General features: G+C 40.1%; 24 protein-coding genes and 4 pseudogenes. 11 read left to right on the top strand and 17 right to left on the bottom strand.

Translation table 11 applies throughout. The features are described from left to right. Positions 1–5 precede the first annotated feature (5 nt). The 7 genes from UP17_RS19365 to UP17_RS19395 form a co-directional block, all read right to left on the bottom strand. Complete coding sequence (locus UP17_RS19365) at positions 6–323, bottom strand: hypothetical protein (RefSeq protein WP_250211697.1); 318 nt, start codon at positions 321–323, stop codon at positions 6–8. Between the two features lie 118 nt (positions 324–441). Continuing rightward, complete coding sequence (locus tag UP17_RS19370) at positions 442–1,083, bottom strand: response regulator transcription factor (protein WP_061464568.1); 642 nt, start codon at positions 1,081–1,083, stop codon at positions 442–444. Continuing rightward, positions 1,076–2,122 carry a sensor histidine kinase gene (locus UP17_RS19375; RefSeq protein ID WP_061464569.1) on the bottom strand — a complete coding sequence of 349 codons (1,047 nt, stop codon included), beginning with the start codon at positions 2,120–2,122 and terminating at the stop codon, positions 1,076–1,078. The genes UP17_RS19370 and UP17_RS19375 overlap by 8 nt, the downstream gene beginning before the upstream one ends. Further along, positions 2,119–2,865, bottom strand: coding sequence for a cell wall-active antibiotics response protein LiaF (gene liaF / locus UP17_RS19380; protein WP_061464570.1), 747 nt, complete (start codon positions 2,863–2,865; stop codon positions 2,119–2,121). The genes UP17_RS19375 and liaF overlap by 4 nt, the downstream gene beginning before the upstream one ends. Positions 2,866–3,022: 157 nt before the next feature. Further along, complete coding sequence (locus UP17_RS19385; RefSeq protein ID WP_061464571.1) at positions 3,023–3,658, bottom strand: PspA/IM30 family protein; 636 nt, start codon at positions 3,656–3,658, stop codon at positions 3,023–3,025. Positions 3,659–3,677: 19 nt separating this feature from the next. Continuing rightward, positions 3,678–4,022 (bottom strand): lmo0954 family membrane protein, encoded by a 345-nt coding sequence (locus UP17_RS19390; protein WP_061464572.1) that lies wholly within the window; start codon positions 4,020–4,022, stop codon positions 3,678–3,680. 406 nt (positions 4,023–4,428) lie between these two features. Continuing rightward, a complete protein-coding gene (locus UP17_RS19395; RefSeq protein WP_061464573.1) occupies positions 4,429–5,043 on the bottom strand; it encodes a TetR/AcrR family transcriptional regulator in 615 nt (204 codons plus the stop codon). A 177-nt stretch (positions 5,044–5,220) separates the two neighbouring features. On the opposite strand from UP17_RS19395, the gene kynU reads away from it, so the two are divergent. From kynU to UP17_RS19425, 8 genes and pseudogenes are all read left to right on the top strand, one after another. Next, positions 5,221–6,498, top strand: coding sequence for a kynureninase (gene kynU, locus UP17_RS19400; RefSeq protein ID WP_412547170.1), 1,278 nt, complete (start codon positions 5,221–5,223; stop codon positions 6,496–6,498). 206 nt (positions 6,499–6,704) lie between these two features. Continuing rightward, positions 6,705–7,202 (top strand): annotated as a pseudogene (locus tag UP17_RS29355) (hypothetical protein). 47 nt (positions 7,203–7,249) lie between these two features. Continuing rightward, positions 7,250–7,603, top strand: a pseudogene (locus tag UP17_RS29360) (amino acid permease); the annotation flags it as partial. Further along, complete coding sequence (locus tag UP17_RS29365; RefSeq protein ID WP_284149590.1) at positions 7,599–8,045, top strand: amino acid permease; 447 nt, start codon at positions 7,599–7,601, stop codon at positions 8,043–8,045. The pseudogene UP17_RS29360 and the gene UP17_RS29365, both read left to right, overlap by 5 nt. 49 nt (positions 8,046–8,094) lie before the next feature. Next, on the top strand, positions 8,095–8,949 hold the full coding sequence (kynA, locus tag UP17_RS19410; RefSeq protein ID WP_061464575.1) for a tryptophan 2,3-dioxygenase: 855 nt from the start codon (positions 8,095–8,097) through the stop codon (positions 8,947–8,949). 17 nt (positions 8,950–8,966) lie between these two features. Beyond that, positions 8,967–9,593, top strand: a complete 627-nt coding sequence (gene kynB, locus UP17_RS19415) for an arylformamidase (RefSeq protein WP_061464576.1) — start codon at positions 8,967–8,969, stop codon at positions 9,591–9,593. A 201-nt stretch (positions 9,594–9,794) separates the two neighbouring features. Continuing rightward, positions 9,795–10,427, top strand: coding sequence for a LysE family translocator (locus UP17_RS19420; protein WP_061464577.1), 633 nt, complete (start codon positions 9,795–9,797; stop codon positions 10,425–10,427). 436 nt (positions 10,428–10,863) lie between these two features. Next, the gene (locus UP17_RS19425) at positions 10,864–11,199 is read left to right on the top strand and encodes a hypothetical protein (protein ID WP_061464578.1); all 336 of its coding nucleotides are present in this window, start codon (positions 10,864–10,866) and stop codon (positions 11,197–11,199) included. Between the two features lie 137 nt (positions 11,200–11,336). Here the strand turns inward: UP17_RS19425 and UP17_RS19430 are convergent, their stop codons facing one another. Both UP17_RS19430 and UP17_RS19435 read right to left on the bottom strand, forming a co-directional pair. Next, complete coding sequence (locus tag UP17_RS19430) at positions 11,337–12,188, bottom strand: MBL fold metallo-hydrolase (protein ID WP_061464579.1); 852 nt, start codon at positions 12,186–12,188, stop codon at positions 11,337–11,339. Between the two features lie 162 nt (positions 12,189–12,350). Beyond that, the gene (locus UP17_RS19435) at positions 12,351–13,781 is read right to left on the bottom strand and encodes a phospholipase D-like domain-containing protein (RefSeq protein ID WP_061464580.1); all 1,431 of its coding nucleotides are present in this window, start codon (positions 13,779–13,781) and stop codon (positions 12,351–12,353) included. A gap of 264 nt (positions 13,782–14,045) precedes the next feature. Between UP17_RS19435 and UP17_RS19440 the strand changes: the two genes are divergently transcribed. After that, a complete protein-coding gene (locus UP17_RS19440) occupies positions 14,046–14,492 on the top strand; it encodes a hypothetical protein (RefSeq protein ID WP_061464581.1) in 447 nt (148 codons plus the stop codon). A 613-nt stretch (positions 14,493–15,105) separates the two neighbouring features. Here UP17_RS19440 and UP17_RS19445 read toward each other — a convergent pair. After that, a complete protein-coding gene (locus UP17_RS19445) occupies positions 15,106–15,669 on the bottom strand; it encodes a peptidoglycan-binding domain-containing protein (protein ID WP_061466178.1) in 564 nt (187 codons plus the stop codon). Between the two features lie 363 nt (positions 15,670–16,032). Between UP17_RS19445 and UP17_RS29770 the strand changes: the two are divergent. Then, positions 16,033–16,119, top strand: a pseudogene (locus tag UP17_RS29770) (transposase); the annotation flags it as partial. A 123-nt stretch (positions 16,120–16,242) separates the two neighbouring features. Here UP17_RS29770 and UP17_RS27875 read toward each other — a convergent pair. The 5 genes from UP17_RS27875 to UP17_RS19460 all read right to left on the bottom strand — a co-directional run bounded on the left by UP17_RS27875 (position 16,243) and on the right by UP17_RS19460 (position 21,663). Beyond that, positions 16,243–16,392, bottom strand: coding sequence for an FbpB family small basic protein (locus tag UP17_RS27875; protein ID WP_155727392.1), 150 nt, complete (start codon positions 16,390–16,392; stop codon positions 16,243–16,245). Continuing rightward, positions 16,385–16,552, bottom strand: coding sequence for a Fur-regulated basic protein FbpA (locus UP17_RS26910; protein ID WP_081108896.1), 168 nt, complete (start codon positions 16,550–16,552; stop codon positions 16,385–16,387). Before UP17_RS26910 ends, UP17_RS27875 begins: the two co-directional genes overlap by 8 nt. A gap of 477 nt (positions 16,553–17,029) precedes the next feature. Beyond that, the gene (locus UP17_RS19450) at positions 17,030–17,632 is read right to left on the bottom strand and encodes a nitroreductase family protein (RefSeq protein ID WP_061464582.1); all 603 of its coding nucleotides are present in this window, start codon (positions 17,630–17,632) and stop codon (positions 17,030–17,032) included. A 69-nt stretch (positions 17,633–17,701) separates the two neighbouring features. Further along, positions 17,702–18,352, bottom strand: a complete 651-nt coding sequence (locus UP17_RS19455) for a DsbA family oxidoreductase (RefSeq protein WP_061464583.1) — start codon at positions 18,350–18,352, stop codon at positions 17,702–17,704. A 275-nt stretch (positions 18,353–18,627) separates the two neighbouring features. Next, a complete protein-coding gene (locus UP17_RS19460) occupies positions 18,628–21,663 on the bottom strand; it encodes an efflux RND transporter permease subunit (protein WP_061464584.1) in 3,036 nt (1,011 codons plus the stop codon). A gap of 808 nt (positions 21,664–22,471) precedes the next feature. Between UP17_RS19460 and UP17_RS27880 the strand changes: the two are divergent. Continuing rightward, a pseudogene (locus UP17_RS27880) lies at positions 22,472–22,858 on the top strand (IS5/IS1182 family transposase); the annotation flags it as partial. Positions 22,859–23,006: 148 nt separating this feature from the next. On the opposite strand, the gene UP17_RS19475 reads toward UP17_RS27880, so the two are convergent. Together UP17_RS19475 and UP17_RS19480 are read right to left on the bottom strand one after the other, a co-directional pair. Beyond that, complete coding sequence (locus UP17_RS19475; RefSeq protein ID WP_061464587.1) at positions 23,007–23,705, bottom strand: polysaccharide deacetylase family protein; 699 nt, start codon at positions 23,703–23,705, stop codon at positions 23,007–23,009. Positions 23,706–23,773: 68 nt separating this feature from the next. Continuing rightward, on the bottom strand, positions 23,774–24,256 hold the full coding sequence (locus tag UP17_RS19480) for an ASCH domain-containing protein (RefSeq protein ID WP_061464588.1): 483 nt from the start codon (positions 24,254–24,256) through the stop codon (positions 23,774–23,776). Between the last annotated feature and the right edge of the window lie 308 nt (positions 24,257–24,564).

Below are 24,564 nucleotides of genomic sequence, written 5' to 3' on the forward strand. Positions count from 1 at the left end.
TTCCGTTAGCGAAATAAGGGGGCAACCGTTAACATTAGCACCGAGAAGCAAAGCAGGATTGTCGTTGTCCTGTTTGAGAGTTTTACTTGTTTGCCATTTTTATAGAACCCTGAAAATTGAAGCCGGTTTCTATAGAGTACATAAAGTAATGGGAAAATTGCCATAGCAACAATCCATCCGCCTGCGGTATTCTCAACGGTTATACCAAAAATCGCATAGATTGAATTAATGATGAATCCCATTATCATTCCAATCACGAAAATAATAGTGATTATACGAAATAATTCTAAGATCACTCTTAACATCATTTCACCTGCTTTCATCCTGCTTTTCCGTTATCCGTAAAAAAAAGGCTGCAATAAGCAACCTTGAAAGAACTTTATAGGATAGGACACTTCCCTAAATATAACAAACTCTCATCTTTTGGTAAATAGACGCTCTTTACTCTTCTTCTTGAACGAGCGAATGCTTAAATGCGTAAATCACTGCTTGCGTGCGGTCCTGCACGGCAAGCTTGCTTAATATATTGCTGACATGCACTTTGGCTGTTTTTAGGGCTATGTATAGTTCATCGGCAATTTCCTGATTCGTTTTCCCTTGTGTCATCAGCAGCAAAATTTCCATTTCACGGTTTGTCAATTGATCATGAAGCTGGGTAATCTTTGGGCGACGTAGCTTTTCCATCATTTTCCCCGTCACTTCAGGTTCAAGTACGCTTTGCCCTTGGAACGTTGAACGGACGGCTCTGGCAATCTCGCTGGCCTTTGATGTTTTTAACATATAGCTCGTCGCTCCGGCTTCCAATGCCGGGTACACTTTTTCATCATCAAGAAAACTTGTCACAATGATGATCTTTGCTTCTGGCCAACCCTCAATAATTCGTTTCGTCGCTTCTATGCCGTCCATTTCCGGCATGACCAAATCCATCAAAATGATATCCGGGCGCAATTCCATTGCCAGTTCGACTGCTTTCAAGCCGTTGTCCGCTTCCCCGATCACTTCGATATCCGGCTGTGCGGATAAATAAGCCGATACCCCTATCCTTACCATTTCATGGTCATCGACAAATAATACTTTAATCATCATGATCACCTCCAGCATTTAATAATGGGATTTTCACTTCAAGTTTCGTCCCTTTATTCGGAACGCTTACAAGTTGCATCGTTCCGCCTAATTCCACAGCCCGTTCATGCATGTTCTGCAGACCATATGATCCCGTTTTCGACTCCTCGACGTTAAAACCGATGCCATCATCCGTTATCCGTAAAATGATCAGCCCGTCACGAACGATCAATAGCACTTCAAGCGAATTCGCTTTTGCATGTCTTAGTGTATTGGAAATCGATTCTTGTAAAATCCTAAACAGATGGTCTTCAATCCCCTTATCCAGAGTGACAGTTTCCATCTTCCAATTTATGTCCATCGTCACTTTTTGGGCCAATTCCTCCAGGAGCTCCTTCATCCCCGCCTGTAAAGATTTTCCCTTTAATGCAACGGGTCTCAAGTGAAGTAATAAAGCCCTCATCTCAAGCTGGGATTGATGGATCATCTCTTCCACTATCTTGAATTGTTTCATTTCCGTTTTTTCCATATCTGATTGTGACTCGGTAATGGCCGACATGAACATCGAAGCGGCAAACAATTGCTGGCTTACCGAATCATGCAGTTCCCGCGCCAAACGGTTTCGTTCCTGGGAAACGATTTCCTGGATCTGTTTCTCCTGATCAATGGCCTTTTCATTCGCCATTTTTTGTGATAATTTGGTCTGCTCATTGATTTGCTTATGAATCAGTTGCATCCGTTCCACCATTTTAGCCATCTCTTGGACCGGATACGCCTCCTGTTGCGAAGGTAAGCGCCCCTGTTCAAGTAAATATAGACCTTCATCCACCCTTTCCAGCTGCCTCTTCCAAAACAACCCCGAAACGACACCATAGAAAAGCCCTACCGTAATGACCAGACTTGGCAGGAATATGACGAAAGGTAACCCCATGACCACTTTCTCCCACAATACGCTCCAGTCGGATAAAGGAAAGATAAAGAAAACAGCCGCCGGCAAAGCAAGAGAAAGTACGAAAGAAACACCAAGGGCAGTCAATATCTGCCGTGTCATTATGCTCATACCCGCTTCACCTCTAAATCCCCAACTAAGATTGAAGTGATGATATGAACCTTGTGATCCGTTTCATTGAATCCTTCCGTTTGGTAGGAATAAATCTGATTAAAGACCTTGGATTCAGGCTTATTTTCAAAGATCCTCGCTCTGCCTGCAATGACCGAATGATGGACCCTGATTTCGATGCCATACGGGACAAGCACGGTAATATTGCCAATGATATTCCTGATGGAAATGACAGCATCGCCCTTCGGTAAAATCGTTTTGCTTAAATCGATAACCGTATCACCGACCCCGCCCTGAACATTCACGGAATTCCATTCATATACATGCTCGGCCGTTTGTTGATGACCGAAAAACTTATTTTTAAAAAGGTAATCGGTTTTCAGCAATTGTTCCTTATTGATCTTTTCTTCGTCCGAATCATCATTGGTTAAAATGGGACTGACCCAATCAGGATTCTTTTTGGACTGATAATATAAAAGCAAAAGATAAATGAGGATCGCCATAAGGAAAAATCTAAAGACGAACATATTCAAGACAGTGATGATAAGGGAAATCAGCCCTATAAAAAATAGGATTTTCCCGATTGACCGTTTTGTGAATTTCCTGCCTAAATAGATACATCCTATTGAAAAAGCGAGGGAAAAAAGGAGACCTCCACCCGTAAATGAAATCTCTAAAAAAAGCAGGACGACTCCGATGAGAAGTATCCATCCCATATAGTCCGTCTTCATCTTGTTCAACATCGGTTCGCCTCCCCTGTATATGATCATGATATTCTTAAAAGGCACAGGAACCCGTGCCTTTTAAGAATACCATGAAATTATCACGTTCTGACAGCCTGTTTTCCCCCGCCCTCATTTCCTGGAAGTCAGGGGATAACGGCAATGCTTTAAAATACCTTTACGCTTCTTTCTGTTCCAGTTCCTTTTCAAGCTGGACAATCCTGGCATCGATTGTGTGCCGATTATAATCTGTATGGACTTGATGCTCAATGCGATCGATATAATGCTCCATTTCTTCAAACATCGCTACCGGTTTGGCGTCGGAAATGCCTCCGTCTAAAACCCGATTGATCCGGCTGTTTGCCCGGGCAATATTCTCCCTGCCCATCAGTTCCATCCGCTTTAGATGCATATCCTTGAGCTTATGCTTCATTTCTTCATACTTCCGCTCCAGTTCAGCCAACTGAACTTCTGCACTTTTATGCGCCTCCTTCAAACTTAGCGCACGGTCTTCATAGTGCAGGCTTTCCTTGAAAGCAAATTCCATTAAATCGGTTTCTCCTGACTGCTTAGCAATTTCAGCCTGATGCTTACGTTTTTCAGCCAGATTTTGCGCTTGATTACATTCACGCGTAAACTCTTCTTTCAAAAGATATTGACGTTCAAGCAGCTTACCGACCTTTTCTGTCTCCTGCTCGCATTGACGTAAATATTGATTCAACATTCCAATTGGATTCTTTTGCTCCTTTTTATCCAACAAGTCGTGAAAATCCGCTGAAATCGTTTGTTTCATTCTTGAAAATAAATTACCCATTCCAATTCCATCCCTTCTATTAGTTCTTATTCAACTCTTTCCACTCTCTTTCAAAATTTGAGAATGGGTCCGTTTCTTTCGATACATTTTCATCATTTTCATTCCACTTTTTATAAACCAGGTAAAGAACATAAGCTGCAACCAGTCCTAATATCGCTGGGATATGGGAAATAGCAACTACAAGCACGATAAGGGAGATTGATCCCCAGGCAATCTTGGCCCCTGTGGATTCGGACTTCATGAACTGTTTGAACCCAAAGTATAGGATCGCCAAGCAAATCGCCAAGCTGATTAATGGACCAACATTCGCTAGCAACATGAATAATGCGATCAGTCCTACAATAAATAAACCAAATTTCTTCATTGTTTTCGTCCTCCTTTCCATGTTTATATCTTATCTAGTTTTACGAGTTCGTATAATGAGCCTTAGCTATATTTTCTATTAAGACTTAAGGCGTAGTTGCTATAAGCCCACACTAACGAGAGTGTTTTGTTCCTGAATTTGAGAGATTTACTCATGTTTTGGCCTTTTACTCGTGAATTTTGGCCTTTTACTCGTGAATTCAGCTAGTTTACTCGTGAGTTTTGGCCTTTTACTCGTGAATTCAGCTAGTTTACTCGTGAGTTCGGACGGCTTAAAAGTGGTGGGAAGATGAAGTTTTCCGATAGGGGGTGTGCAGCGGGCGAGCCTTTAATATAAAATTAAATCTTCCGATTGTGGTAAAACCGGAAGATTGTTTGAACTGCCAAATATAGCATCATTAATATAATTACAAATACAAACCTTCGACGTAAACTGACGTGATGGTTTGAGCAATCTCGTCGACAGAACTTTGATGTTCGTTTCGGACAATTTCCCAAAGATACATTTCATTTGTGAAAAACCATCCTCTTGCTACAAGCTCATGGTTTAGTTCAGCCCTTGCCAGCCCATTTTGCTGTGCATATGCGACGTCCTTTGAAATTCGCTGAATGAACTTCATGCGGATCGCCTTCCATTTATTTGAGATGACAGTTGAAATCCCAATGGCCTGTTCGAAAACTTGCATCATATTGCGTTCAGCCTCTGCCATTTTCAAAAAAGCATTAGCTTGTTTATTTATGATATGTTTTGCTTCGTCCTTCGATTTAGGAAAGAAAGAGGTCTCCGCAATTTCATAAAATTGCTCCATGACATTCTCCATTAATACAATTAAAAGATCCTCTTTCCCTTTAAAATGAACATAGGCAGTTCCGTACCCCACGTTTGCCTTTTTGATCATTTGGGAAATAACTGCAGCTTGAAAACCTTCTTGAAGAAATACCTCCTTTGCCGCTTCTAATAACTTTTGACGTGTCATGATTGAGCGCAAATGTCGTTTATCCCCTACATTACCATTATCCATCCCGATTCCTCCCCTTATCTTCTAGCATAATGGATTTCTTTAAAAATAAAAAATATTTGCTGGAAACTGTTTTTTTGATGATTTTAATATTTCTAATTTTCTGAATTATGTTATTGACACTGTGTCATATTCTTTGGTACGATTCTCCTAGGATCAAACTAATATAGGAGGATGATTATGAATTCAAAATACACGTTGGATTACGCAAAACAAATGGATGAGAAAGATTCCCTTAAAGGTTTTCGAGAAGAATTTTATTTAAAGCCGAATTCCATCTATATGGATGGCAACTCATTGGGGCTTCTTTCTAAAAGAGCTGAACGCACTCTTTTGGAATCTTTGGAAGATTGGAAGGAACATGGGATTGATGGATGGACACAAGGGAATCACCCCTGGTTTTTCATGGCAGAGGAATTGGGCGCCAAGATTGCCCAATTAGTGGGAGCTTCTCCTGAGGAAGTTATTGTAACCGGATCCACAACTGTTAACCTGCATCAACTTGTAGCTACTTTTTATAAGCCGGAAGGGAAACGCACAAAAATTTTAGCGGATGAACTAACCTTTCCGACTGATATTTATGCTCTTCAAAGTCAGCTGCGTACACATGGATACAATCCGGAAACCGATCTCATCCGCGTGAAAAGCCGCGATGGAAGATTCCTTGAAGAGGATGACATTATCGAAGCAATGACCGATGACATTGCTTTGATCATCTTGCCAACGGTCCTGTATCGAAGCGGTCAAATATTGGATATGAAACGATTAACTGATGAAGCTCATAAAAGAGGAATAGTAATCGGATTTGACGGCTGTCATTCCATCGGTGCCATCCCGCATTCATTCAGCGAATGGGATGTGGACTTTGCGTATTGGTGCAATTATAAACATTTAAATGGCGGTCCTGGCGGTGTTGGCGGCCTATATGTAAATCGAAAACATTTTGGAACGATGCCTGGATTGGCTGGATGGTTCGGGTCCAAAAAAGAAAAACAATTCGATATGGAACATACATTAACACCAGCTGAATCAGCAGGCGCGTATCAAATTGGAACGCCACATGTATTAAGTTGTGCACCATTGATTGGGTCTTTAGAAATGTTTATCGAAGCTGGCATTGAGAATATCCGGGAAAAATCCCTTAAAATTAATCAATATTTAATAGACTTAATTGAACACGAGCTGGAAGACATGGGATTTTTCATTGGAACCCCTAGAGAGGACATACGCCGCGGGGGTCATGTAAGCCTTGAGCATAAAGAAGCTGCACGGATTTGTAAGGCATTGAAAGAAAACGGTGTCATTCCGGATTTCCGAGCACCAAACATCATTCGTCTTGCACCAGTTGCATTATATACTTCCTACGCAGAAGTTTGGGAAGTGGTACAAATACTCAAGAAAATCATGTCGGAAAAACAATATGAAAAATTCAAGAATGAACGAGAAGTGGTTGCATAACGCTGATACCCGCTTCCCTCGAATTTGTTAGTCGGTTAATATGGGCAGTCAGTCTACGCTTAAAGAGGTGTGAACTAACTGCCCGGTAAGATCAAGTCTTTTGGGATAAAAGGGGATGAACTATGGAGAATAAACATACTCAATTGAATCTTAAAGATGATCCTGAGAAAGGATTAAAACGTAATCTGGAAACAAACCAGCTTTCCATGATCGCGATGGGCTGTGCCATCGGGACGGGACTATTCCTTGGAAGCGGGCTTGCCATTCAAGCGGCAGGGCCAAGTGTATTGCTCAGCTATGCACTCGGGCCGTTCATTGTCTTACTATTGATGGGCTGTTTTAGCCGAAATGACGGTTGCCCATCCCACTTCCGGATCTTTTGGGGCCATTGCTGAAAAGTACATGACTCCAATGGCAGGCTATCTTGTCCGCTATTCTTATTGGATTGCAATGTTTTGGCTGTTGGGGTTGAGGTAAGTGCAGTCAGCGTTTATATGAAGTATTGGTTTCCGACCGTGCCGGGAATCGTATGGATTTTATTGTTTGCAGGTATCCTGATTTATGTAAATGCTACTAGCGTGAATACATTCGCTACATTTGAGTATTGGTTCTCCTTTATTAAAATAAGTGCCATTGTTGGTTTTATCCTTCTTGGATCCTATATACTATTCGGTTCATCCGAACGGCCACATATAGGACCTTGAGAACTTTGTAAATGAAGGCGGTTTTTTTCCCATTCGGCGGGTGGGGAATGTGGGTAGCCGTATTTATTTCTTTATTCAGCTTTCTTGGAACTGAAATGATAGCGGTTACATCAGGGGAAGCAAAAGATCCGGATGCAGCTGTTCCAAAAGCATTAAAAGCGACGGTCTTCCGTTTATCGACTTTCTATGTGTTGACAATTGGGATCATGTTGATGATCGTTCCGTGGAAAACAGCTGGAATCGAGGAAAGTCCATTCGTAAAAGTAATGGAAATCCTGAACATTCCAGGTGCATCCGGGATTATGAACTTTATTATTTTAACGGCTGCTTTATCTGCCATGAATGCTCAGCTCTATGCTTCGACACGTATGATGTTTTCATTAGCGCGCGGGAAAAATGCACCTGGCTTTTTTAGGAAAGCTAAACAAAAGGGGTGTTCCTGCAAAAGCACTTGCTGTCTCTACCACTGGGATTTTCATTGCTGCAGGCGTACATTCGTTACTTCCTGGTTCTTCCTATGCCTTCATGATGGGGATTTCCATGTTCGGTGCTATGTTCACATGGCTTATGATCTTCATTTCTCATTTGTTTTTCAGGGTGAAATGGGAGAAAACAGGCGGACGCAAGTTACCGGTAAGGATGATGGGTTTTCCCTATTTAACGATACTAGGAGCCGTTCTTCTATTTAGCTTAATGATTACGACATGGTTTACAGATTTCAAAATCATGCTTCAATTCGGGATACCTTGGCTACTATTTTTAACTGTTGCTTATTTTGTTTCAAAAAGAAGAAATATTAACCATAATGTAATGGAAGAACCTCTGGAAAAGAAGATAGAATAGAATGACGGAATAAATAGTTTTTCATATGGAAAAGTGAGGAGATTGCGGAATGAAGAATACAGATAAAAATGAACAAACAATAACTGGCCTAGAGAAAGAAATTCAAACCGATTTTCAAAAATCGATGTCTTACGGAGATTATCTCCACCTTGATAAAATATTAACTAGTCAACATAGATGCTCCGATCATCATGATGAAATGCTATTCATCATTATCCATCAAGCGAGTGAGTTATGGATGAAGCTCATTTTACATGAGTTGACAGCAGCAACTGAGTCCATCCGCCAAAACAGGTTGGAACCTTCATTTAAAATGCTGTCGCGCGTTTCGAGGATCCAGCAGCAATTGATCCAGTCATGGAATGTCCTTTCAACCTTGACACCGGCTGAATACATGGAGTTCAGGGATAAACTGGGGCAATCTTCCGGATTCCAATCTTATCAGAATCGTTTGATTGAATTTGCGCTAGGAAACAAAAATGTCCATACACTATCCGTCTATCAGCACCAAACGGATTTATTCGAGCAAATGCAGCAGGCCCTTCATGAGCCAAGTATTTATGATGCGGCGATTAATGCCCTTGTGGCGCGTGGATTACCCATTGATCAAGAAGCCATCAGCAGGGATTGGTCACAAAAATACGAACCAAATGCCAGTGTAGAAGAGGCATGGCTGACAGTTTACCGCGATGTCGAACAATATTGGGACTTATATGAGCTGGGCGAGAAGTTAGTGGACATTGGCCATCAACAGCAATTATGGCGTTTTAATCATATGACCACAGTGGAAAGAATTATTGGTAATAAACAAGGTACTGGCGGATCATCAGGTGTAACGTATTTAAAAAGAGCTCTAGACCAACACTTTTTCCCAGAACTATGGAGCCTAAGAACGAAGCTATAAGAGATGGAGGTAAATGCATGGGAACATGGATTGATATTTCACAACGTCTGGATGAAAACGTTGCAGTCTGGCCTGGAGATACCCCTTTCTCATACAAAGTCAATTGGAGTAAAGAAGAGAGTGGATCTGTCAATGTAGGACAAATCAATATGAGTATCCACACTGGTACCCATATTGATGCACCTTTTCATTTTGATAACAATGGAAAAAGAGTGATTGAACTGGATCTCGATTTATATATGGGATATGCCCGAGTCATCCATTTGCCAAACAAGACAAGCATCGGTATCAATGAATTATCCAATCTGGGTCTACAAGGCGTGACGCGACTGTTAATTCGGACTGACGCTTGGAAGGATAGACGTGTGTTTCCACAAACTATTCCACATATCCAACCAGAATTAGCGGCATATCTTTCAGAACTCGGCGTTCGTCTTATTGGTCTTGATTTGCCATCCGTAGATCCATTGGATAGTAAAGAACTGTCTGCCCATCATGAGCTTGCCGGTCATGGAATTCATATTTTGGAAGGGCTTGTATTAGACGATATAGGGCAAGGGAATTATGAATTGGCAGCCCTCCCGCTTCCATTAGTTGAAGCAGATGGAAGTCCGGTGCGTGCTGTATTGAAAAAATTGCCCTAACAAAGTTTACCAAAAAACAAGCCAGATCAAAAAATGATCTGGCTTGTTTTTTTGTTTCATTAAACACCGTATTTATTAGTCAAGCCGATTTCCCTTCTCCCCCTTTATTGAGATAATCATGACTTTCTAATTTATCTCCCTAAACCAAGTTCATTTATGTTATAATTTTCAGAATTCACCGTTCAGAATGGAGGTCCGAATATGGAAAACTTTTATTGGTTCATCGTCATGTGCATTCTTCTCATCATTTTACCTGGTCCGGATACGGCGATAACCACAAGGAATACCGTTACCGTGGGGACGGCGGGAGGTTTTAAAACGATGTTCGGTACGTGCTGTGCGCTTTTTATTCATACATCAGCTGCCGTATTTGGACTATCGGCAATCATTGTGAAATCCGCTTTATTATTTTCCATCTTCAAATATGTCGGTGCCGTTTACTTGGTATATCTAGGCTTCAAGACTTTATGGGGATTAAGGAATAGGCAAGTGGCTGCAGCGGCAGAAACGTCAGTTAAAGGTAAGTACGAAAACCAGTCTTGCTTTAAGCAAGGGTTCCTTACCAATCTGTTGAACCCTAAAGTGGCCGTTTTCTTCTTAACATTTCTGCCTCAGTTCGTGAATCCTGGCAAGGATACGTTTTTACCGTTCCTGATCATGGGCATAACATATACCGTTTTAACTGCAATGTGGTTTGTATTTTATATCTATCTGCTGAACCAGATCAGTGCTTTTATGAAAAAGCCGAGAACTCAAGCGATTTTCGAGGGAATAACAGGGACGGTATTGATTGGTTTTGGGATAAAGCTAGCTCTGGAAAAAGCTCATAATTAATCTATTAAGCCCCCACAATGAACTGTACCCTAATTGTTAGACACCATCTAACTGTTGGAGGTGCGGTTTTTATTTTAGGCTGTTTTCACATACTTTGTTGCTATTTACCAGGTAGTGAGTTGTGGTTGATTTCCCCTCCAGATGCTCGCTTTCCTTGGTGCGGGCGGTGAGCCTCCTCGGCGTAAACGCCTATGGGGTCTCACCTGTCCCGCTGCTCCCGCAGGAGTCTCGCACTTCCGCTCCAATCAACCTTAAATAGTTTCGTTTTAAAAACAACAATCTTTACGAAAAGAGCCTTATTTTAAAAAGTAGAAAAAGGCTGGCTCTTGATTCTGGTGAAGATGCAGGGATTGTACCTTTAAGTTATGGTACAATTACAAAAACCATAATTTGGTGTTTTTAAATTCTTGATATTCCTGTAAGCAAGGAGATACACATGAAAACTATTGAGGTTAAGAAAACAAAAGAGCTCGGAGTGGGTTCAATTTCTTTCGCCCTATGTTTAATCGGAATATTATTTACCTTTCGATTTGGAAATAAATTTTGTATTGGAGATAGTATTCTAAATAATATCGGAATGACCGCATGGACAAATGGAGAAACAGGCATTCATTATACAATGATCTATTCAGCTATATTTTTCATCCCTTCTTTTATTATTGGTCATATTCATCCCGATAATAGAGGAGCAAAAGCCGGGGGGATTATATCAGGGTTCCTATCAGTTCTTATCATACTATTACTCATAACAACTATTATCTCTTTTTTGTAAAATCAGCTTATTGAGGACTGTTTATTCCACATAGGAATAAGGTCAAATTAAAGGGTATGAGCCCAGTTGAACACCGAACCCATACCCTACACGCGGAACTTTTTGTTTACACTTCAATTGGCCTTTCATTTCATTGGTCAATCAACATATCCATTTACAAAAAATCCAATCGTTTCGAGCTCCTCTTCAGTTAAATCCCGTTTTAGCCCTTTAGACAATTCCTGCTCCATTAACGCTCGATTTCCCCGATGGTCGACCACGGTTCTGGCACATTCCTTCATTAGCTTAAGCTCCGCCTCCATTTTCAGTCTCGTGCAGGGCAGATCATGATGGGAGAGTATATATGTATCGGCATCATAGGCTTCAATTTTCTTAACGAGCAGCGAGGCCTGTTCAGCCGTATAATTCCATTTTTCAGCATAAAGATTGGCATAAAAGCAGTCGCCCAGAAATAATGTTTTTTCCTCTGGAACATAAATGATGCAGGAGTCTTTGGCATGATCGCCGCCAATATGTTCGATTACACAGGTTACATTGCCAAGATCGATTGTCACCTTTTTTTCAAAGATAATATCGGGCAGGGGCAGGGAAATCTTTCTATTTGTCCCATGTTCCAATTTGATCGCGTCGGCACAAAAGGCAATCTCCGTCCCTTCTTCGACCCGTTGATCAAGGGCCTGATCTTCCCATGAAAGCTGCTGCATATCTTTAATATTGTTGTATGTTTTTTCATGACAAATGACCGGAATCCCGATATTCTCCAGTCCGAATACATGGTCCCAATGAGAATGGGTAAGTACAAGGAAATTCCCGTTTAGATCATTCCGTAGCAATTCGTCCTTAAAGAGCTGTGCATGCTGGACGGAGTTACCGGCATCGATGATGAGCGTTTTCTTGGTTCCGGAAACGGCAGCAAGTACCGGCCGATCCGTTTCCTGGACTGGAGGCAGGTAAACGATATGTTTCGATAGATGCTGTAAGGTTTGCATATTTCTGTTCTCCTTCGGATAATGGATGGTATCTCCAAGATTGATTAGATTTCCTCAAGTATAGCAAATTACACATTTGTTAATTAGTCAATGATCCATTTTAAACGGATTTCCTCCGTAAAAAGACAACAATCGCTGAGATTGCTGTCTATTAGTCATCATTCAAATGAACCTCTTCCAATATACCGTTATTTTCGAAAGGGCATTTAAAAAGGTCGCTTTAAAGAAAGATTTTTCCTTTTTCTGATCTTCAGGTGGTTCTATATATCTTTTATTATCCGCGACGAGTGTACTACCCGAGATTTTTGACTCGATGGCCCCTATCAATTGCGCTGCAAAATTCTCACTATCAATTATCACCATCGATTCTGTATTTAAAAAGGCAGATCGCGAATCCAGATTGAAGGAACCGACTGCACTTAATCGCCGATCATATACAGCCGATTTACCATGCAATGAATAAAGCTTTGAATATTCATATAGCTTTGCCCCTGTCTCGACGATACTATTCCTAAGTGCCAAGTAACCGGAAAAAGCGATCACATTCGGGGTTGATGTCACCGAGTTGGTAAGTATGGTCCAATCAGCTTTTGAATTCATATTCTTTGGTACATATTCCTTCATGGGACCCGTAGGAACAATATAGGGACTCTGGATAAATACCGATTTTTTGGCGTTCGCAGCAATATCCACTAGAGATCTCCACACAAAAGGGTGTTTATTGAAACGTTCAATTGGATTATAAATGAAGGACACTTTTTTTGTTGGTGTTGTAGACTTGCTCCAATCGATGGCCGGATTAACGAAATCGGCATTATTTTGCATAGCTTTGCTGTATTGATTTAATAATGTATCTCTGACGCGTTTCCCTTGTGCCTTTTGCCTTTTCGAAAGGTCCGCAAAGACTTTGCTCGTATACGGATGAGTCCATAATTCATGTATATAGTCCTTCATTTCAACGATTACACTATCTTTCTCCTGTTCAGCATTGAAAATGAGTACATCCCGGTCATAGACATAATTCTTGGGCGGGTTTTTTGCTAAATACTTATCGGCGATATTCCTGCCTCCGATGATGCCTAACTTTCCATCTGTAGTGATTATCTTGTCATGGAGGCGGTTATGCCAGGTCCAGGGCTTAAATGGCTTAAAGGTTTCGTAGTACCTTAATTCAATGTTTTCATGCGATGCCAGTGCATAACGGACACCGCTTAATTGACCCCTGAGTCCATGAGAAATTCCATCCAGAAGGATTCTAACCTTGACACCGCGGTCAGCAGCTTCGAACAAGGCTCCAAGAATAAGTTCACATGATTTTCCTTTTCCAAAAGCATAGTAGGCAATATCGATTGAATGCTCTGCTTCCTGGATCATTCGCATGCGGGCGAGTCCCGATTCATAACCATCTTCGAGAAGCAGGACACGATCCACGGTGGAATCCTTCTCTCCCAAATATGCACTTATATGTTTAATCGGCCTATCTTCTTCTTTTTCCTTGAGGAAGTAGAAAAGGACCACTGCCGTCACCACTACATACAGGAAATATAATAGAAGAACGAGCAGAAATCCTTTAATCATCGTTTGTGCAGTCATGTCCCTCTCCCCCTTTACCCGATATTTTATTACTATTCGTAATAAGCACGGACTCTATTCAACATCTACAAGCTTAAATAAATCCTCCTAAGAATAAACCCTCTGTAGTTAGCCAGAGGGTTTATTTCATTTCCTATAGTGAACCATTTTCCTGTCTTAGGAAGGATGATCCTGGGTGGAAAGGAGCATTTATTTTTCTTTTAAATGTGACAAAGTGGTGAACATGTTAGCAGCTGCATACTATTATATAGAAGGAGGGATTTTATGCTTAAACAACCTGATGGAATAAGCATCTTCAATTACTGTTTTGCCTTAGGTGTGTCAGAGGTGTTCTTTTTATCCAGCTTTTATCTTTCCATTCTTGACGTTTCATTATTTGCTATTGCCTTACCATTTTCCGCTTTATTTCTGATATTCTCCTTGTACCTGTTCCTCCGAACGCACAAATCCGTAAAGAATTTACCCAATCAAGAAGAACGAAGAAGGGAAATTCATGCGTTCTATCATCAGTCTTTCGGGATTTTCACGATCATTTTTTCCGTCCTACTTTTTACTGCTTTAGCCTATATTCCCTTACTGGAAAACGGAGGGCATTTCTATCTTCTTTATTGTTTACCGATGGCATTACTTTGTTTAATTCCTTCGATTATATCTTATAAAGGAATGAAATTATTCAAACTGGAAACTGACAGGAATTTAACGAAAATCTAAACTGATTATACATGGCCCCAAAGTGGATTTGCTTGGAATCCGTAAGCTTTAGGGTTTTTTTTATAAAAATGTAGTGTCAGCTTTTTTTATATGTATAAATCATCACCTTGATAAAACATCAAGAAATGAATGCTCCATCATTGAAACTTCGTTATGCTCTTTCCATGTTTTTTAGTTGAATGTATAGGTAAAATGAGGATATAATAAAGATAACTAACATATAAAAAAAAGACACTGGTTAAACCAGCGTCTTAATGAACAGCAAACTGCATAAAGAGCAGCGGCTTTCTGTGGTAAGTCAGTAGCTACTCAATCATGAAAGTAACCCTTTTCCTACATACATCTGGCCGGATGGTATGGAGGGGGTTACTTTTTTAATGTAACCGCGATTACTGCGACGATTAAAGAGGCGAATGAAATCATTAGCATCAGTCCGTCCATAATAGAAATCACCAGCGACACCCCCTTTCGTTAAAGGAGTGACCGCTGCCCACTATACCAAATTGCTGTTCATTTCTTATTATATCTGTATTTACTTGTTATTTATAGCAAAATATAGATGCATGAAAATTCTCCCACTTAAAGTGAGAGAATTTTTTGCATGTATATCCCTTTATTCTTCCACTACACGGCCATCTTTATAAATGTGGAACCAGCCAATCGTTCCTGAGCCGCCTTGATCCATCCAATCTTTATTTGCTGCTTTATATTTGTAATATGATTTTCTTTTGCCATCTTTCAGCAACCTGCCATCACCACTGAAAACGATATTGTTACCCAGCTTTTTTTTACCTAACGCGATCGCGTCTTTCTCTGTAAACTGTTTTCTTTCTACTTTATTTTCGTCTAAAGCTGCCCATGTCAACGGGCCAACGATACCATCTGAGGCCAAATTATGATCCACCTGAAACTCTCTTACGACATTTTGTGTTTGGGTACCAAAAATCCCATCAACGCCTACAATATATTTAACATCTTTAAGGCTTTGCTGTAGATCTCTTACATAACTAGAACGGGAGCCTTTCCGGAGGGTCGGGCGCGTTTCCGCTTTCGTTTCGATTTTCTGGATTTGATTGTCTTTTGATGCTGCGTGGGTAATTGAAGTTTCCGTTCCTAGAGGGGCCATCATCAATGCAACGGCTGGAAAAATGACCAATAATTTTTTCTTCAACGTCATATAACCTCCATTCAAATATACACTCCTGCAGAATCTGACTTTCTTTCCTTTGGAGCCCATTCATTATAACGTAAGAGGTCATTCAATTGACGTTTTATTACTTTAATTATAAAAAATGGTAAATATTATCCACGGTGTGCATTTCAAAAAGTCAGCATATGATGGAAACCCCGATTCTTGAATAAAACCGAAATAATCCCCTAAAGGGGATTGTTTTGGTCAGACTGTAGAACTCGATGAAAATTGAGTTTGTCAATTTTTATGGCTTGTACAATTTGGACGTTGATTGGAACGTAGGGCACTCGCTTTCCGCGGGGTGTCGGGGAGCCTCCTCAGCTTTCGCCTGCGGGGTCTCCCCTAGACGCGCTACGTCAAACAATTGAAGAAGTTGAAACGAATATGGCTTACCTTTGGTTTTTAGGTTACGGTTTCCATGATAAAGTGCCTCACAGCTAGCCAGTTATTCAGCAGGAGTGTCGCAAATTCAAAACAGTAAAACCTTTACAATTGGCCAGTATTTCCAAGTTTGTGAGTGAAATCAAAAAATAGGTTTCGTTTTTCATTTTTACCTAGTCATGATTGTACTTGCTTACTTCCCTTTTTTTCACTGATGGCTTTTTGATCGATTTTTGTATAGATGCGTTCCACTTCAATTTTGTCATGCAGCAGAAGTTCCCGGTTTTCTTTTAGCAGTTCATCATAAGATTTCTTTCTCCTAGACATTTTTTAATTCACCTCTCAAGTGATTGAATTCCTTTTGCAGGACAACAACCGGAAGCTCGTATAGTTGTTTATTATATTTTTTAAAAATCCCGAATTTCAGAAGTTCTTGTATAAGTTCTTCTTTTTTTGTTTCTCCCTTTGTACTTAATTGGGTAATCATCAAGGACCCTCCTTAACAAAAATGCTGACTTTTGGTATTTGGGATTGCCTAGCATCCCACTTGAAGAATCTCCTCTTCTACCTATTGCTTTCCCATTAAGGGCATGCTCTGCAAAGTCTTCACATTTCCTTAATTGTTCGTATGTAGGACCTTCCTGGTGCATTTTCAATACTCCAATCAAATACACCAAATCCACATTGCTATTACCTAATTCACTATAGTTGAAAACGATTCTCATTGTCAATTATATACCTCTGCTAATTATATGAAGGATGATCATCAGGAACGGATATTTTCATAAAAAGGTAAGACCTTCCCTATATCTGTAATGCGCCTGGAACTTTAACATTTATCCTTAAAAAAAAGCCCGTTTTTACTCATTAAGAGCAAACAGGCTTTTTGTAAGTCTACTATCCCAAACATGTACTATCTTGAACTGCTTTTCCAGGTTCTTTATGAATAGCTTAAATCTTTGTATTAATAAAATTTCACAATATCTTCAAATGGCAGGAACGTCTTTTCTCCTGGTTGTTCATTGGGCTCACCAAATGGCATTTGAGCTATCAATGACCATTCCCCAGGAATATCCCAAGTTTTCTTCACTTCTTCATCAATGATCGGATTATAGTGTTGTATTGATGACCCAATGCCTTCCGCTGATAAAGTCATCCATATTGCATACTGCAACATAGCATTTCCTTGATGGGACCAATATGGAAACTGTTCTTTATATGATGGTGCTTTTTCTTGCATTTGCTTTATCGTTTCTTGATTTTCAAAGAATAGGATTGTGCCCACTCCATCACGAAATCCTTGTAATCGTTCGACAGTTGCCGCAAAGCTCTCTTCTGGAACGCGCGAACGAAGTGTTTCTTTTACGATATCCCAAAACTTTTCATGTTCGTCATTCATCACTACCACCACTCGTCCACTTTGCATATTAAATGAAGTTGGTGCATGTAAAGCGGTTTTTAAAACTTCATTAATTCTTTCTTTCGTAATATTTTCATTCTTTTTCACCTTACGGATCGAACGGCGATTGATGATTGCTTCTTTTAAATTTGTTGTAGTTGCTGACATTTTGATTCCTCCAAATTATGTTTAATTTAATAGGATAGATTGATATTTATTTAATAGCTCAGAACGTTATTAGCAATTCCCCTTACTATCGCATTGCAAGCCATCAAATTCATTCAGTTTATTTTTTGCTGCTTCCTTCTCTATGACTTGCGCTAACCTTTCTTTGCTAGCGAGTCCCTGGATCACTTCATCACCAATGATAAATGTTGGAACAGCCCTAATATCCGCTTCTTCATAGGCATGTTTTAGTGCTTCTTGATGTACTTCACGATACTTACGTGACACTAAAGCTTCTCTAAAAGCATCCTCGGGAAGTTCAACTTCACCTGCTAATTTTGTTAATACTTCAATATCCTCAATATTTTGTTCCTCTTGAAAAAATGCTGTAAAAACTCTGTCATGGAACTCATTTCCTTTTCCGTGCTCCTTTGCAAACTGGCACCCTTCGAACGCCAAATGTGTATATGGGTGCGGAGAAACACGGGGTAGACGCATCTCAATTCCTAGTTTTTTCGCAACAGGAAGAATATAAGAATCCCATGAGCTCAACTTATCAGGTTCTTTCCATGGATCAATTTTCGAATATGGACTAGGACGCAGTTCAAATGGCATCCACTCCACTTCTACATCTTTTTCCTTCACGATTTCATCTAAAGGACCTTTGCCCAAAAAACAAAATGGACATATAAAATCAGAATACGCTTTAATTTTCACTGTCATATTATTCCCTCACCTTTTATCATTAGCTCCCATTTGTAACCAAGTCAGTTACAACAGAGAGTAAAAAAATATAAATATAGAATGCATTGGATCTAGTAGTACGTATCGATTGCTGCTTGCAATTGTACTGTTATGTGTTCCGCCCTGCTGTAATCATTTTAGTTACAGGTTGTATATAAGTCAAGCATTATTTTAAAAAAACTTTAAATCGAAATGCAAAAAAAAGTTTGCAGAGGAAGTGAATCTTTCTCTACAAACTTTTTTATTAAGCACCCTTACATCTCAATGTGTTCATTAACGGGTTCTCTCTTTTTCCTTCTCTGTTTTTTCGACTTTTTAAAGTATAGCAATTCGTATATACATGGAATGACGATGAGTGTGAGCAGTGTTGATACAGCTAGCCCGCCAATGACAACGATGGCTAAGCTTTGTGAAACAAGACTTCCCGTTTCCGCCTTTTTATATAAAAGAGGCAGCATGGCGCAAATGGTTGCTACAGCCGTCATAATGATCGGACGGAATCTCGTAGCTGTCGCTTCAACGATCGCATCTCGGATAATCATTTTTTCTTCGTTTTGCTTGACTCGATCGAGAAGCACAATAGCGTTTGTCACTACAATTCCAATTAACATGAGCGCACCCAACAGTGCTGTAATATCCACTGGAATTCGACTGATCACCAATCCTAACACCGCTCCGATAGCAGCGAACGGCAATGAAAATAAAATGGCGATCGGTGCTTTAATTGATTTAAAGGTTAAAACCATGATCAGAAAGACGATGCCTATCGAAATTAACATCGTAAGGAACAAATCGGTAAAATCATCTGCTTGCTGGGCACTGGCCCCTCCAACATAAATGTCTACATCCTTCGGAATATCAAGGCCCTTGGTCTCCTTGTCTCCAAATATCTCAAGATTTATTTTGCTGGCAATATCAGACAGTTTGGGAGGATCGACCGTTGCCGTTAATTGAAGATACGTTTCTCCGTCTTTATGGAACTGTGTTGTGGCACTCTCCTCGCTCTTTAAAGAAGCAACTTTTGATACCGGGACTAAACCGCCGTCTGTCATTATAGGTATATTCTTTAAATCCTTTGGTTTTTTAGGATCTAAGATTGGTTCAAGGACTACAGGTGTCTGCTTATCCGCAAGCGTGATATTGCCGATTGGGGTTTTATTGAGCATGATACCAAGTTGTTGACCTATTTGTTCTGTGTTGCCTTTAGCCGGATCTACCTTGAATGAATAAATGGTTTTCTTTTCGTCCTGGTTCGTTGTAACATCTTCAATCCCTTTAATATCTTGAATATTTCCTTTGATCTTATTAGCTGTCAGCTCCAAGTCTTCCGCACTGCTGCCAATTACATCAATCGTAATGTTCGTCTTTGAAGCCCCCATCATAAATGAAGAGGCGGTGGTCGTAAGCTTCGCACCAGGATAGTTTTCTTTTTGCTTTTCGATTTCCTCCAAGATGGTATCTATGTTTGCTTTATCCTTCACTAAGAGACCGAATGTAGCTTCTGTAGGTGATGTGACTGCGCCGTATTGAGCACTTTCGGCGGAGTTTCCTAATTGCATGAACACATTATCCACATCACTCATATCCTGCATTTTCTCTTCGAGTTCTATCGCCTTTTCTTTTACTTTATCAAAGGGCTGATCATTTGGATAAGTCAACGTCACTGAGACATAATCAGCTGAAGAATTGTCAATCGCCCCTTTTGGCATGGCAAAATATGTACCAATGGAACCGACAAACAACAGCAACGCAACAATCAGAACAACCCATTTATGGTTTAATGACCAGGTAACCAGCTTGGTAAAACGCTTAGCTGGTCGATGTTTTGGCAGCTTCGCTCTTTTCAGCAATCCCGCACTCATTAAAGGAACAACCGTTAATGCGACAATTAAAGATGCCAGCAATGAATAAGTGACCGTTAAAGCGAAAGGAAGCAGAAACTCTTGAAGCCCTCCGTTCAATAAGGCTACAGGCAAGAAAACGGCTACAGTAGTAAGGGTTGAAGCTGTTATCGCCACTCCCACCTCTTTTATTGCCTCCATCACCAATTGGATGGAAATCTTCTCCTGCTGCATTTTCCGGAAAATATTTTCAATAACAACAATACTATCGTCCACTAAGCGCCCAATGGCTACAGCGACACCGCCTAGCGTTAAAATATTCAGCGTCACTCCCGACAATGACAGCAAGAATAACGTAAAGCCAAGAGATAGCGGTATGGACACGATTGTAATAAATGTAGACCGTATATTTCGTAAAAAGACCATGATCACAATGGTGGCGAATAGGGCACCAAGCAGCACTTCTTTTACCATCGTCTGAACGGAAGTCTCCACCATATCAGCTGTAGATAAATAGATGGTCGATTTCTGGTCACTATATTTTTCATTGATTTCTTTTGTTGTTTTTTCAACCTCTTTACTGATTGTGACAGCATTTGATTGGCTGTCCTTGATAATGCTAATATCAATGCTTTCTTTTCCATTGAAACGACTGATGAGATTACCATCCTTCGCTTCATCAACTTTCGCTATCTCTCCAAGTGTGACATTTGGAGTGACCTTTAACGCTTTTAATTTTTCAATACTTGTTAAATCCCCGATAACCTTTATGTTACTAGCCTTCCCATCGATCACTTTTTCGCCTACGGCTAGAGCTGTATTCTGACCGTTAAGGACACTCATGACATCTTGGATCGAAACTTTCTTTTTAGCCAATTGTTCATTATCCACTTTGACTGAAAGAACAGATTGGGAAATTCCAAATGTCTGTACATCCGAAACTCCTTTAATATCTTTATACAGAGGCTCTAATTCCTTCTTCGTCAAGTCTATATTTTCAGCTGTTAATCCGTCCTTAAAAGTAACAGCTATAAATGAAATGGGAATCATTGATGTATTTAGCTGTGTAACAGTCGGTTTTGCCATGCTTTGTGGCAATGCTACATTGTCTAAAGCCTCTTTAACATCAAGTTTTGCTTGTTTCATATCCGATCCGGATTCAAAGAATAGATCTACTTTTGAAAACCCATCTCCAGTGGTCGAATATACTGAACTCTTTCCTTTTACTCCTGTAACAGCTCTTTCAATCGGATCTGTAACTTGTGTTTCCATCGTTTTCGAATCAGTGCCCTGTCCCATCGTGATAATCGTAACTTGTGGATTATCAGCAGATGGTAAAAATTCCATCGGCAATTTAAAATAACTAACAACACCTATCAACAAAATAAATATGGTTACCAACGAAACGGCAGCCTTGTTCTTAAACGACCACTTAGTAAAAAATTCCACACACACATCTCCCTTGATTGTAAATTAAAGAAAATAATTCCATTTTAATATTACCATATATTACTAATGATGGTGTATGAAAATTATAACTTTTTACCCAGAATTTACGTGGTATGGCAGGGCCTTTCGCTCCACATAAAAAAGGGCTGCCGCAGCAACCTCATTTATCAAAACTTTATTACTTGTAACCTTTTAAAAAAAGCATAATGATCGCCAATATGATAAGACAGATAAATAATAAAGGTCCGATGCCTGAACTATACACGAAGTATACAGTGATATTGCGGAAAGCCATCACAACAAGGAATAGGAGTAACAGGATCCCTAAAATAATGATCAGAGCGGTATTTTTATTCCGATACAACGTAACCAGCCCCATTTTTAAAGCTTTATTTGTACGAAAGCATGCCCCACAACATCATTCCGTTAAGAAACAATATGCCGCCAACATTTTGTACTATTCAGTATTTCGTTAAATACCTTTTTAGTAGCGGGAAAATAAAAAAGGGTTGTACAATTTGAACGTTGATTGGAACGTAGGGCACTCGCTTTCCGCGGGCGGTCCGCCCTCGGCTTGCGACTGCGGGGTCTCCCCTAGACACGCTTTTCCCGCAGGAGTCTCGTACACCCGCTCCAATCACTTTGTTTTAACATTTAGATGGAGCCCCTTTTGCTAGAAGGATTAAAACTTGAGGACATAAGGATGCTTTTTAAACATGATTCTATTAAGCGAGATCAACTTGAAATGATTACTTTAGATCAACTGATCCAGCGAACCATTTGGTTCGTAAAATGGAGGCCGCCATTGGTGTTGGGGACAATTGTAACACTTGGAAATACGCATGATAGTCACATCTTAGAGCCACTTGTTGGACAAGTAATTGAAAAAGTTGGGAAACCAGAAGCTGCTGCTGCAGATGCAGCTTATAAAACACCGGCGATTACAAGCTATCTATTTGGTCATAAAATAACACCGGCTTTACCGTATTCACGTCCTCGAACAAAAGAAGGATTCTTCTGCAAACATGACTATGTTTACGATGAACATTTTGATTGTTACCCTTGCCCATCGTACGAGATTTTAAAGTACTCAACAACGAATAAAGAGGGCTATCTCGAGTACAAATCACTAAAACACATTTGTGTGACCTGTCCATTTTTATCAAAGTGTACCGAAAGTAAAGACCATCAAGAACCTTGTCATGTCCAATTGGCCATCTTCTTTATATTCATGGCAGGGAATTTCAAAAGGGGTTCGGAATGTTTTAATTCCGAACCCCTTTTGTCTACAAACTGAAAGGGTTGCCGCAGCAACCCTTTTTCCCGAAACTGTAAAAATGAGCCTACAACTCTTGAAGTTCATTGACCGTTAAAAACGTATACCCTTCGTTCGTTAACTCTTGTATTATCCCTTCAATCGCTTGAAGTTCTTTACCCGTATCATCATACATCGGATGCATCAGGATGATCGAACCTGGTTTTATATTTTCCTTCACATACTTCACTTTATCAGAAGCTGAAGTGTAATAGCTATCTGGTTCCAGATTCCAGGTAATGGTTTCTCTATCATTTTTATTTAAGTAATATGGCAAGCCAACGATCTTTTTCCCATTTGGTGGCCGAACGTCAATTTCACCCTTATATCCGGAGTTTTGAATTAATTTATCCGTTTTCTCGATTTCCGCTTTGATATAGGACGGCGATTTAAAAACCATTCGCCTGTGGGAATACGTGTGATTCCCAATCTGGTGTCCGGCTTCCGCAATTTTCCCAGCTTCCTCTGGGTACTTTTCGATTTCGTTACCAATCAGGAAGAATGTAGCTTTTACATCGTATTTATTCAATAACGGCAGGATCTGATTTACATTCTTCGATGGACCATCATCAAAAGTCAAAGCGACCACTTTTTGATCCGTCTCTACCTTATCGGTTAATCCTCCGAATACCTGATATGTTCTCGAATTCATCAATTTATACGTACCCAGCAATAGGAGGAAAACAACCAGGATTCCCAACCCACTGAATCTCAGTTTCTTTTTCATGACTATGGCCTATCTTTCTAAAAGTTTTTAAATTCATGACTATTATAGCAAATCACTGAATGAAAACTTTATTGTACTCTCCCGAACGAATCGTCCACATTCACTTTTACATGGATCAATTCAAAACGCTCACACACCAGCAGCATATCTCCTTTAAAGGTTTGGCCTATTTTTTCCAATGCTTCTTTCAACCATTTTTCATGTGCATCCCACCAGTATGTATATGTTCGATCTCCTTCCCCTTCTGCAATCGCAAACTCTGCACTCACTTCGTTCATCGGCAATACTTCGACCTTCACTGTTTGGATGATGGCTAAGGGCTTATCTTCGCTACTTAAAACAATGCTGTAATCACCCACGGATGGTAATGGTTCATTTTCCTTTTCATAAAAAACATAACCAGAGCAAGTAGCCGTTTTTATCCCATCCATCACTAATTGAGCCAAATGATCGGGATCAGCCCCGAATTGCCACGCACTGACTGACTGAGGTTTTTCTTCACCTTTCCCTTGCCAAAATTCATTCCAATATAATTCCGCTTTAACATTCATTCTATGATCTCTCCATTCTATTTTGTCCTATTTAAAGGCTGACCCGCTGCTTTTAAGAGAAATGCATAAATGATCAAGTCACGCATGATTCGCCTTTTCATGTTCTCAACTAAGTCCCCATTCTAAATCGCCTAATATCGGAATCACCAGTTTCATAATGTCAAATGACACTTCAAAACCCTTGGAGTAACTGGATCAAAACAAAAATCCCCGCTAAAAAACTTAGCCGTTATTACTAATGTTGTAACAACTTTTGATAAAAGAGTGACAAAAGGTAACTTGTGTATATGACAAGCGATTTGCGATAT

This window comes from Peribacillus simplex (genome assembly GCF_001578185.1).
Classification (GTDB): Bacteria; Bacillota; Bacilli; order Bacillales; family DSM-1321; genus Peribacillus; species Peribacillus simplex_A.